Origin of the sequence: Salipiger sp. D13, from assembly GCF_003703915.1 — a bacterium.
GTDB classification, from domain to species: Bacteria; Pseudomonadota; Alphaproteobacteria; order Rhodobacterales; family Rhodobacteraceae; genus Salipiger; species Salipiger profundus.
This window is the reverse complement of the sequence record NZ_ML112590.1, coordinates 896,239-910,484: the sequence shown is the minus strand read 5'-3', so window position 1 is coordinate 910,484 and position 14,246 is coordinate 896,239. Positions and strand designations below refer to the sequence as shown.

Annotated in this window: 14 protein-coding genes; 6 read left to right on the top strand and 8 right to left on the bottom strand. The window is 60.0% G+C overall.

The genetic code is table 11. The features are described 5' to 3' along the window. Positions 1-271: 271 nt before the first annotated feature. Positions 272-934, top strand: a complete 663-nt coding sequence (locus tag D6860_RS04190; RefSeq protein WP_076623832.1) for a L,D-transpeptidase — start codon at positions 272-274, stop codon at positions 932-934. A 41-nt stretch (positions 935-975) separates the two neighbouring features. Here D6860_RS04190 and D6860_RS04185 read toward each other — a convergent pair whose 3' ends face one another. After that, on the bottom strand, positions 976-1,263 hold the full coding sequence (locus D6860_RS04185) for a hypothetical protein (protein ID WP_076623833.1): 288 nt from the start codon (positions 1,261-1,263) through the stop codon (positions 976-978). 956 nt (positions 1,264-2,219) lie between these two features. On the opposite strand from D6860_RS04185, the gene D6860_RS25960 reads away from it, so the two are divergent. Genes D6860_RS25960 through D6860_RS04170 form a run of 3 tightly spaced genes read left to right on the top strand, consistent with a single transcriptional unit; the run spans position 2,220 to position 3,848 of the window. Next, positions 2,220-2,540, top strand: a complete 321-nt coding sequence (locus D6860_RS25960) for a hypothetical protein (protein WP_083697819.1) — start codon at positions 2,220-2,222, stop codon at positions 2,538-2,540. Beyond that, positions 2,530-2,874 carry a TFIIB-type zinc ribbon-containing protein gene (locus tag D6860_RS04175; RefSeq protein ID WP_308420229.1) on the top strand — a complete coding sequence of 115 codons (345 nt, stop codon included), beginning with the start codon at positions 2,530-2,532 and terminating at the stop codon, positions 2,872-2,874. The genes D6860_RS25960 and D6860_RS04175 overlap by 11 nt, the downstream gene beginning before the upstream one ends. A 47-nt stretch (positions 2,875-2,921) precedes the next feature. Continuing rightward, positions 2,922-3,848 carry a cytochrome c oxidase assembly protein gene (locus D6860_RS04170; protein WP_083697820.1) on the top strand — a complete coding sequence of 309 codons (927 nt, stop codon included), beginning with the start codon at positions 2,922-2,924 and terminating at the stop codon, positions 3,846-3,848. On the opposite strand, the gene D6860_RS04165 is transcribed toward D6860_RS04170, so the two are convergent. The 6 genes from D6860_RS04165 to hflK (D6860_RS04145) are packed head-to-tail and all read right to left on the bottom strand — an operon-like array spanning position 3,838 to position 10,425. Then, positions 3,838-4,395: an SCO family protein gene (locus D6860_RS04165; protein ID WP_164845629.1), complete on the bottom strand. Its 558-nt coding sequence runs from the start codon at positions 4,393-4,395 to the stop codon at positions 3,838-3,840. The two genes, D6860_RS04170 and D6860_RS04165, sit on opposite strands and share 11 nt — an antisense overlap. A gap of 52 nt (positions 4,396-4,447) precedes the next feature. Beyond that, positions 4,448-4,603, bottom strand: coding sequence for a hypothetical protein (locus D6860_RS25170; protein ID WP_157895877.1), 156 nt, complete (start codon positions 4,601-4,603; stop codon positions 4,448-4,450). A 55-nt stretch (positions 4,604-4,658) separates the two neighbouring features. Continuing rightward, the gene (locus D6860_RS04160) at positions 4,659-6,761 is read right to left on the bottom strand and encodes a peptidylprolyl isomerase (RefSeq protein ID WP_076623838.1); all 2,103 of its coding nucleotides are present in this window, start codon (positions 6,759-6,761) and stop codon (positions 4,659-4,661) included. Position 6,762: 1 nt separating this feature from the next. Continuing rightward, positions 6,763-7,893: an FtsH protease activity modulator HflK gene (gene hflK / locus D6860_RS04155; RefSeq protein ID WP_083697821.1), complete on the bottom strand. Its 1,131-nt coding sequence runs from the start codon at positions 7,891-7,893 to the stop codon at positions 6,763-6,765. Further along, positions 7,890-8,855, bottom strand: a complete 966-nt coding sequence (hflC, locus tag D6860_RS04150; RefSeq protein ID WP_076623839.1) for a protease modulator HflC — start codon at positions 8,853-8,855, stop codon at positions 7,890-7,892. Before hflC ends, hflK (D6860_RS04155) begins: the two co-directional genes overlap by 4 nt. Before the next feature lie 31 nt (positions 8,856-8,886). Then, on the bottom strand, positions 8,887-10,425 hold the full coding sequence (gene hflK, locus D6860_RS04145; protein ID WP_076623840.1) for an FtsH protease activity modulator HflK: 1,539 nt from the start codon (positions 10,423-10,425) through the stop codon (positions 8,887-8,889). Positions 10,426-10,654: 229 nt separating this feature from the next. On the opposite strand from hflK (D6860_RS04145), the gene D6860_RS04140 reads away from it, so the two are divergent. Continuing rightward, positions 10,655-11,377, top strand: coding sequence for a response regulator (locus D6860_RS04140; protein WP_076623841.1), 723 nt, complete (start codon positions 10,655-10,657; stop codon positions 11,375-11,377). An 8-nt stretch (positions 11,378-11,385) separates the two neighbouring features. Then, on the top strand, positions 11,386-12,798 hold the full coding sequence (locus D6860_RS04135) for an ATP-binding protein (protein WP_160451346.1): 1,413 nt from the start codon (positions 11,386-11,388) through the stop codon (positions 12,796-12,798). A 106-nt stretch (positions 12,799-12,904) separates the two neighbouring features. Here the strand turns inward: D6860_RS04135 and D6860_RS04130 are convergent, their stop codons facing one another. Beyond that, positions 12,905-13,900, bottom strand: a complete 996-nt coding sequence (locus tag D6860_RS04130) for a cytochrome c oxidase assembly protein (RefSeq protein ID WP_229743201.1) — start codon at positions 13,898-13,900, stop codon at positions 12,905-12,907. Positions 13,901-14,246: the final 346 nt, after the last annotated feature.

The following is a 14,246-nucleotide window of genomic DNA, read 5'->3' as shown; positions in this document are numbered from 1 at the left end:
GTCCTTTTCGTTGCTGCGACGATTGCTTCGCCCACATTGTTCTCTGATCGATGTCGGTATCAGCGAACGGCTGCAATCTATTGGGAGTCTTCGCCTAGCTGATCGGGTTCTGTCGCGACCAGAGCTGCAGGAGATTCACTTCTGGCGGATGGGATGCTTTCCGCAACAAAATCCGGGACACCCCTTGATGCTATAGGGGCTGGAGGTTTTATACCGCATCCATCGCGTACAAGCGATCGAACCGGTTCACTGTGCATTTGGGAAACTTGAGATGCTGACGAGACGACACTTTATCCAGACAACTGCAGCGCTGCTCCCGTCGTCGGTCCCGACGCTTTCGTTTGCCAATAACTGGCCCAGCGAACAACAGAAAGCCGCTTGGGACGCAGAGGTCACCCCATTTGGCTATGATCCCGCGACCACGAACCCTTGGGGGCTGCATCCCAGGTTCCTTCCTCAACGGGTATTGGCGAACGACGAACTGCGTCCCGGAGATATCCATGTCGATGCCGTGGCAAGGTACCTCTACCACATAGAGGAAGGCGGTACCGCCATGCGTTATGGTGTAGCCATTGCCCAGGGGGATCTCTACGAGCCAGGTACGTACACGATCAAGCGCAAGGTCGAATGGCCCCACTGGCGGCCGACACAGAACATGATCGAACGGGATCCCCAGAATGCTCAGTATGCAGATGGCGTGGAGCCCGGCCCCGCCAATGCGCTCGGTTCAAGAGCTCTTTACCTGTACGTCGGCGACAGGGATACATATCTGCGGATTCATGGCACGCCGTATCCCGAAAGCATTGGCGGGCGGGCAAGCTCAGGCTGCGTTCGAATGGTGATGGCTCATATCAACGATCTGTTCGAAAATGTTGAGATCGGCTCGACAGCTTATCTTTACTCAGCAGAAGACAGCCTCGTGAGGCCGGGGTGACCTCTGGCCTTCCACCTGAGGCGTGGAAGGCCGGAAATCGCTTAAGATACCGGCTGCTGCACCACGCATATCGGGCGGCCGCCAGTTGCGCGAAGCGGCACGAGAGTGGTTTCCACTGGGCCGGCATGCATATACCAGTAACAATCGTCTTCGCTTTGCAGGCGAGCCGTCGACAAATCCTGATCGGGAGCAGCCATGGCAACAACATTCTCTGGAATATTGCCGATTTCATATCGATCGTTCTGGCCTTCCGTGTTTGTGATCCCGCAGCTGGCAAGCAGAGCGGAGGCGATAATCACCAGGGAACAGTTTCTGTACTTTGTTTGCATGGCTGCCTCTCTTGCCTCGTTTGCGCGCGGCTTGGTATGTTGCCAGGTCAAGGCGCTGTTCACTGCGCTCGCATCGATTGGATGCATGTTTCGTGAGAATCTATAGCTCTAGTATCTATAGATTTTGTCTATCTTTACGGCAACTCTGGCTGAGGTCAATCAAGTTTTCCGGACTATTGTGAGACGCGACGCCTCCCTGTCTGCGAACTGCGGCATCGCAGCCCGGCGAAGGTGTTACTTGGTAGGTGATGGACAAATAGCTCCAACTGCACCGCTCCTGGCCATAGACTGACATAAGGCATCCGAGTTAATTCTATACCCTCAGTGTTTTATAAGCTGTGTCAGGCGATCGATTAAGATGTTGTGGCGGCAGCCCCCGTTTGCCCTCTATCTAGATCCTGGGGCCGATCCGCTTCACCCGGTCCATTCGGCGTAAGACGCAAACTGCTTACCCTGATCGCTGTTCATGATCTCAGATGGATGGAAGCGGCGGAACGCCTTGTGTGGTGCTCCGACACAGAAGCTGGTCCCGAGCAGTGCCTGCTTCCGATGATGGATCATCGTCGGATGCATACGGTACTCCGCGGCACATGCGTCACGGTGAGCTCACCCTTCACGGTCTCCAGCGCCAATGGAACCTGAAAGCCTGCTTCACGGTTCCTGCGTTTGGAGGTGTCCCGATCTCTGCTTCTTGGGTGGCCGCAGAGGTGAGATACTTGATTCCCTCGCCGTCCGGTCTTCCGGGAGTAACTAGCACCATTATTGAAGTCCTCAGGAAAGAAAACTCCAGAAACCCCCTTGAATCTACAGCCACTAGAGGAAGTATGTGCAGGACAGACGAGACCTAGAGGGATTCTCCATGTCCAGCCAGCCGAATTCCAACGACGAGCATGACAGCCGCGCCCAACACTGTGGCGGGCGCATCGGATACCACATCCACGACCTCGGGTCCGTCAATGATTAAGATCAAGCGTGCCACAGCGTCGATGCGGGGACTAAGCCACCGGCGCCTTCTGGCAAAGGCCACAGTTTCCTGGTGCACGGCTTCGACGACGCTGAAGGAGCCGCGCTTTTTCGCGGGCACTAACGCGTCCGGCGGCTTTACCGCGTTCGGCACGGCTACGATGTTGGGTGCCATCGCGTCCGGCGTCGGCGCGTCGTTGCTGGTCGTTAGCAACGCGCTGCGGTTTTGGAAGATGAGGGAAGAATCGTCTCCCCACAGCGGCGGTGCGGCTGTCTATGGCACCGGAAAGGTAGGGTTGGCACATGGTCATTGAACTGAAAGAGCCGGGGCGGGAGCCTGAACGGCGTCAGAAGGAAGCGAAAGAGAACGGAATGAACGCCAGAGGCGGAATGAGGTGCCCGGTCTGTGACGTGCCGCTGAGCATGTCGGAACGGCAGGGAGTCGAGGTAGACTTTTGCATGGAATGCCGTGGGGTCTGGCTGGACCGCGGCGAACTGGACAAGATCGTCGAGCGCAGCTCGCGCGAGTTCGCGGTCGGCAACGCCCCCGGATATGACAACACAATGCCCAGGGACTACGGCGGGCACGGCAGTCACAAGCAGCGCGGCTACCGTCGCAAGTCCTGGCTGCATGAATTGTTCGACTGACCGCCGGAAGTGTTTCTGGCAGGATCTTCCCGGCGCGCGGCAGAGGGATGAAAACCTCTGACGGAAGAACCGCCGCGGCCGTCAGCCGCGGCGACGTCCTGGCCCCGGGGCTTATCGCCGTCCTTGGCGCAGCCTTGTGGGCTGGCAGCACATTCGTGCCGACCAGCCTGCCATTCTTTCTGCCATACGAGTTCTCATGGCTCATTTACCTTGCCATCAGCGTGTCGGGATACTGGTTCCTCAGAGGGTTGCGCAGGATGCCGGCCGATGACCGGCCGCCGGTCTGGCGCCGAGCCGCGTTCTTCGCGGGTCTGGCGCTGCTCTGGACGGTGACGCAGACCCAGTTCGAATTTCTCGCGCAGAGGATGTTCTTCACCAACCGGCTTCAGCACGTCGCCATGCACCACGTCGGCGCGATGCTCGTCGCGCTTGGATGGGCCGGCCCCGCCATCCTGGCCGGCGGGCCGGACTGGCTGAGACGGATCGTCGGGAACCGATACCTGCGCTCGACGGTGTCCGTGGTGCAGCATCCGGCCGTCGCGGTGCTTCTCTTCGTTGGCCTGTTCTATTTCTGGCTGATACCGCCCGTGCACTTCCGCGCGATGCTGGATCCGGTCCTGTATCAGGTGATGAACTGGTCGATGGTGGTCGACGGTATCCTGTTCTGGACGCTGGTGGTCGACCCCAGGCCCACAGGTGTCGCGCGGGTCAGCTACGGCGTTCGCGCCGCACTGGCGATCGGCGTCATGTTCCCGCAGATCGTTCTGGGCGCGCTCATCACCTTCGCGGAACGGGATCTTTTTCCGTATTACGCCTTCTGCGGCCGTTACTTTCCTTCGATCGGCGCGGTTGCCGATCAGCAGATAGGCGGAATCGTGATCTGGATCCCGCCGGCAATGATGAGCGTGATTGCTCTGCTGATCGTCGTCAGAAACATGATGCGAGAACAGGACGCAAAGCATCTCAGCCGCTGAGGAGACGTCTCAGATCGCGCGTGGCGGCGTCGATATCCGCATCGGTCGTGTCGAATTGCGGCCACATGACCCGTGCGGCGCCGGTGGCGTCGAAGATGTAGACCGATTTTCCGTGAGAGACGGCATAGTCGGGCTTGTCCGGACCCGGCCTGTCGACCCTGTACGTCACCTTCAGACGCCTCGCGAGGCGCGCGAGCTGATTGTCCGTTCCGCGCAGCCCCTGCGCCCGTGGCGTGAAGGCCGAAACATAGTCCGCCATCGCGGGGAGCGTGTCCCGCAGGGGATCGACCGTGACGAAAAGCACGGTGATCGCCTCCGCATCGTCCCCGAGCCTGTCCAGGACGGCGCTCAGGTTTGCCAGCGTCATCGGGCATATGTCAGGGCAGAAGGTGAACCCGAAGAACATTGCGACAACCTGCCCGCGATAGTCCGCTTCGGTCACGGCCGCGCCGTCTCGGGCGCGGGTCATCGCAAAGGCCATCTCGGGCAACAGGCCGGTGACATCCTTGCCGTACCAGCCGCCATCGTCACAGGCCGACAGGGGCAACAGTGCCCCGGCCAAGGCCAGGCGGAGGATGTCCCGGCGGGGCGCAAGCCGTTCAGAACGGGGCATAGACGACAAAAAGCGCAACTGCGAACGCACCGCCCAGGAACAGGCAGCCGACGGCGGAGAGGATGAGGAGCATATTGCGGTTTTCACGTTTCTTCAGTGCGCGAAGTTGTTTTGCCGTGCCTGGGTTGGCGGCTTCGTTCATGCGGTCCTCCGGGACGGTTCTGATGTGCGTTCGGGACGCTGACCTTCAGGTGCCATCATCGGTCAGCCGATCTCGGTTGCATTCCTAAATAGCTATCCAGAACAGATGGATAGACAGTAACGGCTGCCTCATCGAGGAGGCGGGCTTGAAGGCTCGCTGCGAGTTCGTCATGTCTCCTTTCGCGCAAAAGGTCTTCAATGTATGGCCGCGCTTCTTCGAGCGATACCGGCTGGGCTTCGGTGCGTTCCAGAACCTCGACGATGTAGAGACTGTCGCCGAGTTCGAAAGGCTTGCCGATCTCGCCCGGATCAAGTGCCATGACCGCCTGATGGAATGGGTGATCGAACATCTCTGACAGCGGGTCAGCACCCTCACCGACCCAGCTGCTCAGTTCTCCGCCCGTTCCCGCACTGTCGGAATCCTCGGAGTAGTCTCGCGCGACGATTGCGAATTCCTCGGCTTTGCCCAGGAAGCCGGGGACCAGCTTCGCGTAGGCTTCGTCCGCCCGTTCGCGCGCGCGAGCTTTTTCGTCCGCGGTACTGCCCAAACCGATGCGGACATAACGGACTCTGGCTTTTGGCGGGTAGGCAATCAGGTCGCTGTTTCGGCTATAGTAGTCCTGGATATCCGCGTCGCTCACCACGACCTGGTCGTCAACCTCTTCCTGCTCCATCATTTGTGCCATCAGTCGCAACCTGGATTCGTCGGCCTGTGGGCGCGTCTTCACATCGAGAAGCTGATCGTAGGTGTCGCTGACCAGGAGCATTCTGTCGATCAGGTCGTCCGCGAGACGCTTCATACCGTCCGGGGCACTGTATTCGAGCCTTAACCCGCGGGGCAGTTCCCGGAACTCGTCGTAGAACTGCCCGAGGTTGTAACGCTCGCTCTTGATCGTGAACAGCGTCTTGTCGCCGTTCGCCGCGAACCAGGCCTCCTCCTTTCGCCGTGCGACGGCTTCGGCGACCTCCGCACGTACCTCGGAGAGCTCCCGTGACCGGGCCGGCCTGGAATCGACGAGGCGCACGACATAAAACGCGTCTTCCGCTTGGAAGACGCTGGCGAGTTCGCCCGGCACCAGCGCGAATACGGCCGTCTCCCATTCAGGCGCCTCGGTGCCCTCCGCGACCTCGCGGCCCGACGCCATCCTGGTTCCCTCTTTGTCGGCAGAGGCTTCGCTGAATGTCGCTCCTCCGCGAATCCGCAAGAGGGCGTCGGCGGCTTTCTGGCGCGCCGCGTCCCCGAACGAGCCAATCGGAAACGCAAGTTCATCGACAATCACGCGCCGGGTCAGTTTGAAGCTGTCTCGGTTCTCATCGTAGTATCGTCGCAGTTCGTCGTCCGTGGGCGACGGCACTCGCAGAAGGTCGTAGTTCCTCGTGATAGAGGCGTTGGACCTGAGGCGCTCGACATAGGACGCGACGTAGTCAGGTTCGCGCCGGGCCTTCAGCGTCCGGCTGATGCCTTCCCGCGCTTCCTCGAAGGTCTGGCCGGCAAGGGCGGCCCGGTTCGCATCATAATAGGCGCGAAGGTCGCTCTCGCTGACCGTGAGTTGTTCTTCATGGATCTGGTCGGACAATGCGGCAAGCGACAACTCTTCGTCGATGTGCTTCGCGGCATGACGGAACGATTCGTCGCCTTGCGGCTTTCGCTCGGCGGCCCATCGCAGGACGATCCGATCCGAGATCAGGTCCTCGACCACGCCGACGATGGCGTTCGGCGATCGCATCAACACATCGGCGTCCTCGCTTGACATCATCCTCATGTGCTCCGCGATGTCGTCCAGCGTGATCCTTCCCCCGTCGTATGTCGCGACCACATCCGGTGCCGGCGGATTGTCGGCCACCTGATCTCCGGATGCATAGTACCAGACCATCACGGTAACGGTGCCGATGGCCCCAACAAGTCCGCCCATCCGCCAGCGGCGTATCCCAGAGCCGCGCGATGGCCGGGTTTCGGGCGCGGGTCTGGCGCTGTCGCCGGGCGTGCCGCGGGTCGTTTCCCGATCCGCGCCGGCGTTGCCGTCAAGCGATGGCCGCGTGATTCCGGAACCGTGGGTTCCCGGTTCCTCCGAGGCGCTTTCTGCCTCCGGCTCCGAATCCGCCCGGCCGCGCAGGCTGGCGATCACGTCCTGCCAGTTTTGCTTCCAGCCCCCGGCCATGCTACCGAAGCCCAGTCGGCGAAAGGATCGGGCCAGAGGACTCCTCGCCGAAGAGCTTGAGGTTGAAGCGTCCTCCCCGTTCTGTATCAAGCGCATAGACTCGGACCCGGGGAAGGATCTTCTCGATGGTATCAAGAAACATGCGATACCGGGTCACGTCTTCGCCAAAGGAGACCGAGTTGCTGCGATATTCGGCCAGAAGATACTCGAAGGCCTGGGCCGCGCCGGTGGCAGACGCCAGGACGCCGGACCTGTAGGCCTGCGCCTCGGCCGCCAGTCGCTGCGCCTCGCCACGGGCTTCGGGGATCAGGCTGTTCGCGTAACCGCGCGCTTCGTTTATCATCCTGGCCTTTTCTTCTCTGGCCGTGTTCACACCCGAAAAGGCATCGGCGACGTCCTGTGGCGGGAAGGCCTTCTGCAGGTCGATGCCCACGATCGCCAGCCCGCTGCCGTAGGCATCGAGGCGCCGCTGGGCCTCGTCGCGGATCGACTGCTGAAGCGACTGGCGGCCGCTGGTGAGAAGCGCGTCCACGGGCAGTCCGGTCACGAGTTGCGTCACCGCGCCGCGAAGCGCGTCGCGCACGGTAAGATAGGGTGCATTGCCGATGTTCAGCAGATAGTCCGCCGGATCCCGAACCTGATACTGCGCGATCACTTCGATATCCACGACATTGGTGTCGCCCGACAGCGCCTGAAGTTTCGACGGGGGCTCGGGGTGGCTGTGATCTTCCTCCTTCGCGTCGATGCCGACCTGTTCGCGGCGCACCGTGCTGACGTTGACGACATCCACACGGTCGACGGGCCAGGGCAGCCGATAGTGAAGCCCCGGCTGCATACGTGGTGCGACGACGGCGCCGAAACGCCGGACCACAGCGGCTTCTCCCGGTGCCACCGAGTAGACGCCCGTGGCGAGATAGACGGCCAGACCCGATGCGAGCAGACCCCAGACCAAATAGACCGGCCGGAAGTGGCCAAGCGCAACCCGCATGTCTGCGACGGGCGACTCGGCGCCGGTGGCAAGGCCGCGGGCTGCGTCCGCCGCGGCTTTCCGAACCCGTCGGGCGCGGCTCTTCCACCTGCCAGCCGGCCTGGGCGCTGAGTTGTCATGCGAGAGAGGGTTGTCGTCGCTCATGGCCGGACCCCCGGCACATTGATCCGGCCTGTATCCGCCTCGGCATCGGCAAGATTGCTCGAACCTGTGGAGGGGGGCGGTTGCAGCACGCTGCGCGGATCGAGATAGCGCAACAGTTCAGAGTCGGACGGCAGAATGAGGGTCGTGCCGTCGTCGATGAACTTGTCGTATGATTCGAGTGTCCGGGAAAACTGGTAGAACTCCTTGTCCTTGCCGAACGCCCCTGCGTAGATGGATACCGCATCCGCGTCGGCGCGGCCGCGCGTCTCGGTGGCGTCCTGGCTTGCCGCAGCCAGGATCGCTGCCTTCTCCGTATCGGCCTCCGCCCTGATCCGGGCTGCTTCCTCGGTCCCTTCGGAGCGAAACTGCCGCGCTATGGCTTCGCGCTCGGACCGCATCCTCTGGAATACGCTCGAAAGGTTAGCGGGCGGGAAGGTCAGTTCCTTGAGCTGCACGTCCGTTACGGTGAACCCGTAAGGCTCCGTCCGGGCCGCGGCGCGCTCGCGCACCGCCGCCAGGGTATCGGGAAGTTTGACGTTGGAGGTATCTACTGTAACGAGTTGACCCAGCTCGACCTGCCCCAGCGCCGCACCCAGTTCGGAGCGCACGATATCATTCAGCCGCAAGTCCGCGCCGCGCAAGTCGCGGACGTTCTTGACGAAGGCGAGCGCATCGGTCACGCGCCATGTCGCGTAGGCTTCCGCGACGATGTTCTTTTTGTCGCCGCTGAGAAACTCGGTTCGTGGCAGTGTGTAGACCTGTAACTGATTGCTGATCTTGACGACGCTCTGCACCGGATCGGGCAGCTTTGCATAAAGCCCGGGTTCGTTAATGATCCTCACGGGGTTGCCGAACTGGGTAACGATGGCATCCTCGGTGGTATCGACCTGAAAGTAGACCAGGCTGACGGCCAGGAACGCAAGCGCCAAAGCCCCGAAGCCAAGAAAGCGAAGGATTTTCATTTTTGGGGTACCCCACGTGTTTTCTGATTGATCAGGGCTGCAAGCGCCGGCTGGATGGCTGCGGGAGCCAGAGATCGGTTGTGTCCGGCGTGGTGGCCGGATCGACGATCAGTTTGCGAACGCCGTTCAGAGACCGCTCGACAGCTTCCAGATACAGTCGCTGACGCGTGATCTCTGGTGCCTTCGAGTAAGCGGTCTGACGCGCAACGAAACTCGCGGCTTCCCCGGACGCCCGCGCGAGCCTCTCGGCTGCGTAGGCCTGCGCGGACTGACGCATTCGATCCGCATCGCCGCGGGCCACGGGCAACACTTCGTTTCGGTAGGCGGTCGCCTCGTTGACGAAAGTGTTGCGATCCTCGCGTGCGCTTGCAACATCGCGGAACGCCTCGGCGACTTCGCGCGGAGGCGCGCTCTCGAGGAGCTGTACGCCCGAGACGCGCAGCCCGCTTTCGTTCCGGTCAAGCGCGGCCTGCGCGGTGGCCATCGCTTTCTGCTCGATTTCGGTCTTGTCGACAGTCAGCAGCGCGTCCACGGATTCGCCGGCGACGACGCCGCGGAAAGCGGCGATCGACGTCTCCATCACCAACTCCTCGGGATCCGCGACATTGAGAAGATAGGCGGCAGGATCCTGTACCGTGTAATGAACGCTTGCCCGCACCGAAATCAGGTTCTCGTCGCCGGTCAGCATCTGGGTTGGCGGTGTCTCGATCCGGCGCACCTGATCGGAGGCGACAACATCGACGCGCTCGACAGGCGCTGGCCAACGGTAGTGCAGGCCGGGTCCGGTCCGGGCGACGACCGCGCCGAACCGTCGGACGACCGCCGTCTCGCCTGGCTGCACGGTGTAAAAGCCGCTAACGAGAAACAGCCCCGCAATGAGAAAAGCACCGGCGGGAACGACCGCCCGAAGATTGACATGCTTCGGGGCGGTCACCCCGGTCTCGCCCTCCAGATCCAGGAGGCGCCGCTGTCGCAGAGCCGCGATGGCCGAGGCGGCGATCTGGAACCCCGACAGGAAGACCATCACGGCAACGATCGCCGCCGCCGCTAGATCGAGTTTCGACAACCCCAAAGCGGAGCCGGCCAGTCCAACGACGACAACGATGGAGGCATAAATGTCGACCTGAGAGTGGTAGCCGCTCGCGATCAGGGCCGGCGACCCCGTCTGGCGGCCAACGTAAAGTTTATAGCGGGCGATCACATAGGCCACTGCGACGGTGACGAGCGAGGCCAGCGTGATCGGGACCAGGTTCCGAAGTTCCGCGCTTGTCCCGGCCAGGACGTCGATAACGATCTCGATGCCGACATAGAAGATCGCTCCGGAAACGATCAGGGCTATGAGGTTTTCCAAGGCGCCTACGCCCTGCCGCACCGGATCAGAGCCGCGGATCCGGCGGCTGAGGTACAGCCCGGCAAGGACAAAAAGGCCGATAGCCAGGTCCGTCAGCGAATGCAGGGCGCTGGATCGCAAAGCAATGCTTCCGGATACGACCGAAAGCCAGAACTTGAACAAGATCAGCAGAACGTTGATCACGGCCGTGATGAGTACTGTGCGTTCCTTGCGGTCCATCGTTCGGAAGACCTCTCTCTCGTTTCCTTGACCGGCTTTGATAGACGAATGGCGCACTGAACATCGGTGAGGTTGCCATTCGCGCTGACAGTCCCTTTAGGAGAAGGTTGTTTCACTCCTTTGTCGCTAGGGTAGGATTTTCTGACGAACGTTATCGAACTGCCCAGTTGTAAAACCTTGACACATCTTTTTTCGGGACGCCTCGTCGTGTCGCGGGTATCAGGAGGTCATGACAGAGCATCAGGCACACATTCTAGTCGTCGATGACCACCACGAGATCCGCGAGCTGGTTGCCGGACTTTTGTCTCGGGCCGGATACAGTGTGAGCAGCGTCGCGGACGGCGTCCAGATGCGCCGTCTTCTCAAAGTCCAACAGATTGACCTTGTCGTTCTCGACCTCATGCTTCCCGGCGATGACGGGCTGACGCTCTGCCGGGATCTTCGCGCCAAATCCGAGGTGCCCGTGATCATGCTTACCGCAAGGGGAGAGGAGTTCGACCGGGTGCTCGGGCTTGAAATGGGAGCGGACGATTACCTGGCCAAGCCCTTTGGCGGCCGGGAACTGATCGCACGGATCCGCGCCGTTCTAAGGCGGGCACGAGCACTTCCCGTGGGCGAAAGCAAATCTTCCGTCGCAGCGTGGCGTTTCGACCGTTGGATCTTTGATCTTTCCGCAAGGAGGCTAAGGTCCGTTTCCGATGTGGTCGTGCCCCTGAGCACGTCTGAATTCAATCTCCTGAGAGTCTTTATCGAAAGACCGGGAACGGTGCTGACCCGGGAACAGTTGCTCGATCTGACCCGCGGTCGAGATGCCGACTTTGTTGACCGGAGCATAGACACGAGAATCAGCCGCCTGCGCCGGAAGATTGAGCTAGACCCTCAAAATCCCGAAATCATCAAGACCGTATGGGGCGGCGGATACATCTTTTCAGCTGAGGTGGTCCGGGGATGAGGCGCCTCTTGCCGAAGAGTCTCGTCGGTCAAACAGCTGCCGTGTTAATACTCGGGCTGATCGCTACCCATTTGCTGACAATCATAATTTTCGAGGAACATCGCAGGGTCGTCCTAAACGAGACCGAGCAACAACATATCGCACAACTCGTCGCGGCGATTTCCGACATCATTCTAAGTGTACCTGATGATGATCGCGAGTTGGTCGCGCGCGCCTCCGAAAGTCATAGCTTTCGAGTCTCCTTGGTGCCTATCACCCCTTCTTCGGTTAATGTGGTGGACGACCCGCAGTCTGCCCGCCTTGGCGAACTGCTCAAGCGTCGGATACAAACGGCCGTGGATGAGCCAATCCAAGTGGAAATCGGCGAGGCCAAGCCACGGGATGAACTGTCAGTCAACGCAACGATCGTTGAATGGCTTCAAACGCGATTGCTGCGCATGGCTACGGGACATGATCAGGATACTGCGCTCCTTGTTTCGGTGCCGCTACCGACGGGTGAACGGATTGATTTCACAACCATGCTACCCCTAGCGGCGGCTCCCGGATGGCCAAAAGTGGTCGCAACGACGGGAATCTTTCTTTTCGCTGTCCTTCTGCTTTCCGTCTGGACAGTCAGACGGCTGCTCTTGCCGGTGCGGGTCTTTGCCGACGCGGCAACTTCATTCTCTCAAGACGTTCAGGCGCCGTCCCTGCCTCTGACCGGACCGTACGAACTTCGTGAGGCGATAGGAGCATTCAATGAGATGCAACTCCGTATCCGTTCACAATTCGAACAACGCACACAAATGCTTGCCGCCATCTCGCATGATCTGCGAACGCCGCTTACGGTCGCTCGGCTGAGGGCCGAGACAATTGACGAATCTGATGTCCGGGAGCGGATCGTCAGTTCGCTTGCCGAAATGGACCAGATGCTACAGACCACTCTCGCCTTCGCTCGCGAGGGAACCGAAAGCGAATCGACTAGCATGACGAACCTTGGTGCCCTTGTTGAAGCGATTTGCGATGATTTGGCAGAGTTGGAGTATGATGTGACGGCGGCGATTCCGGACGGTATTATTTTGCCTTGCAGGCCCGTAGCCTTGAAGCGTGCTCTGACGAACCTGATTGAGAACGCGATACGTTATGGCACTTGCGCAGTTGTCGATGTTCGGTCCGATGCCCAGGCAGCCGAAATTGTCATTGCCGACAGCGGCCCCGGTATCCCGGCCAAAGACTTGGAGCGAGTATTCCTTCCGTTTCATCGACTGGATGCTTCACGCAATCGAGAGACCGGAGGCCTGGGGTTGGGACTGGCAATAGCGAAGAGAATTGTAGAGTCTCACGGTGGCCAAATACGGCTCTCCAACCGAGATGTGGGCGGGCTGGAAGTCCGCGTCAGTTTGCCGGTGCATTTCACCAAAGAGCTTCAAGACGTCAAGTAGCGAGCCGTCTGCATCTTCGGATCGGTCTGCTCGCCGAGAACTGCGCCGATCAGGTGGTTCCTCTCCGTCAAAACCTGGACCTGTGAAGACACTCGGTGCGCAATGCTTAGAATGCATAGACGATCGTCACCACTGTGGCCATTACGATCGTGAACATCGCAAAAGCGCACAGAGCGAGAGTCCGACCCATGTCTCTGTTCGGCCCATTCACTTTCAAACGCAACTCTGCGGCGGTTTCTGGAAACTCCAGTGCCGCAGAATTCGAATTACGCATCAAGTCGCCGCGGGAGTTCCAACGCCGCTCTTCCGCTGCGTTCCAGCCATTCATCACGAGAATGATCGCCACAATCAAGACCATCGAGGAGGGAATCCAAATCATGTATCCGCCGACCGTCTCGTCCACCAGGGAGCCAAGTCTGCCACTATGATATGGCGAAGATCGCAGAACATATAAGCTAACCTCCTTGAACGTTGTCAAAGAACCCAGGAAAATGTTTGAAACGATGACCACGAAACCCGAGATTAGCCGCGCCCCGCGCCGGGCTCCTTCCGGCGGGTCGCGGTGATCGAACATCATTGAAAAATACCAAAGTCCCGCCAGAGTCATCGACAGATGAGCCAGTATCTCTAAGAGCGCAATCTTCTGCGCGAGAGCGAATAGCTGCGGCACCTGCCAAATGAAGAGCGATCCGACAAGACAAGCGGTGGCAATACCAGGGCGCGTCATGAACCTTGCAATGTGCCCGCCGCCAAGCTTTCTGAGACTTTTTCGCCATTGCCTGCTCGACCCGGCTTTCAAGATATGCCACGGCTGGGACACTGCGATGACAAGTGGTCCCACTAAGCGCAACAAAAGATGCTCGACCTGGTGTGCCGAAAATTGGCTGTGTCCCAAATGGGCAAGAGGCGCATTTGTCGCGACGAGGACGATGGCAAGGCCGGCAAAGAAGAGAGCACGACGCCAGATCGTTATCTTTCCGACAAAGCGAGCGGTTGTCTTGAGGCCACGAAGATACAAAGATGTTGCAAGGCCGATGAATGCGAATGAGATCGGCGAAATCATATAGCCGAATGGATCGTAAAAGATCAGACCGTTGAACAACTGCTCACTCCTTGTCATTGGTTTGGTGCCAGATGCGTCCGACCTGAGTAGGCACATCCCGCCCTCTCAACCCTAGGCCTGCCAAATCGGCCGGAGTTCCTCGCTACCCAAACAGAAAAAGGTTGGCACCGAGTTGGAAGAACGCATCGCCTTACCGCCCCCTGAATGTGGCTCTCCGCCGCGGCAGTGTATTCAATGGTCGCGCTGTGTCTGCTGCCTTGAAGCCCCCAACAGCGGAGTTCGACGCGCTTATCGGCTGCTGGGTCAAGCCAGAAACAGCCAATTCCAATATGAAAATGGCAGGGAAAGCCCGTGGCTGTAAGTTTATCTGACGTTCCAGTTCGCA

Excerpts from the sequence above, each read along its gene's own strand:
- hflK (WP_076623840.1), bottom strand. The coding sequence starts at position 10,425 with ATGGACCGCAAGGAACGCACAGTACTCATCACGGCCGTGATCAACGTT.
- D6860_RS25960 (WP_083697819.1), top strand. The coding sequence starts at position 2,220 with ATGATTAAGATCAAGCGTGCCACAGCGTCGATGCGGGGACTAAGCCAC.
- D6860_RS04190 (WP_076623832.1), top strand. The coding sequence starts at position 272 with ATGCTGACGAGACGACACTTTATCCAGACAACTGCAGCGCTGCTCCCG.
- D6860_RS04140 (WP_076623841.1), top strand. The coding sequence starts at position 10,655 with ATGACAGAGCATCAGGCACACATTCTAGTCGTCGATGACCACCACGAG.
- hflK (WP_083697821.1), bottom strand. The coding sequence starts at position 7,893 with ATGAGCGACGACAACCCTCTCTCGCATGACAACTCAGCGCCCAGGCCG.
- hflC (WP_076623839.1), bottom strand. The coding sequence starts at position 8,855 with ATGAAAATCCTTCGCTTTCTTGGCTTCGGGGCTTTGGCGCTTGCGTTC.
- D6860_RS25170 (WP_157895877.1), bottom strand. The coding sequence starts at position 4,603 with ATGAACGAAGCCGCCAACCCAGGCACGGCAAAACAACTTCGCGCACTG.
- D6860_RS04160 (WP_076623838.1), bottom strand. The coding sequence starts at position 6,761 with ATGGCCGGGGGCTGGAAGCAAAACTGGCAGGACGTGATCGCCAGCCTG.
- D6860_RS04185 (WP_076623833.1), bottom strand. The coding sequence starts at position 1,263 with ATGCAAACAAAGTACAGAAACTGTTCCCTGGTGATTATCGCCTCCGCT.
- D6860_RS04175 (WP_308420229.1), top strand. The coding sequence starts at position 2,530 with ATGGTCATTGAACTGAAAGAGCCGGGGCGGGAGCCTGAACGGCGTCAG.
- D6860_RS04170 (WP_083697820.1), top strand. The coding sequence starts at position 2,922 with ATGAAAACCTCTGACGGAAGAACCGCCGCGGCCGTCAGCCGCGGCGAC.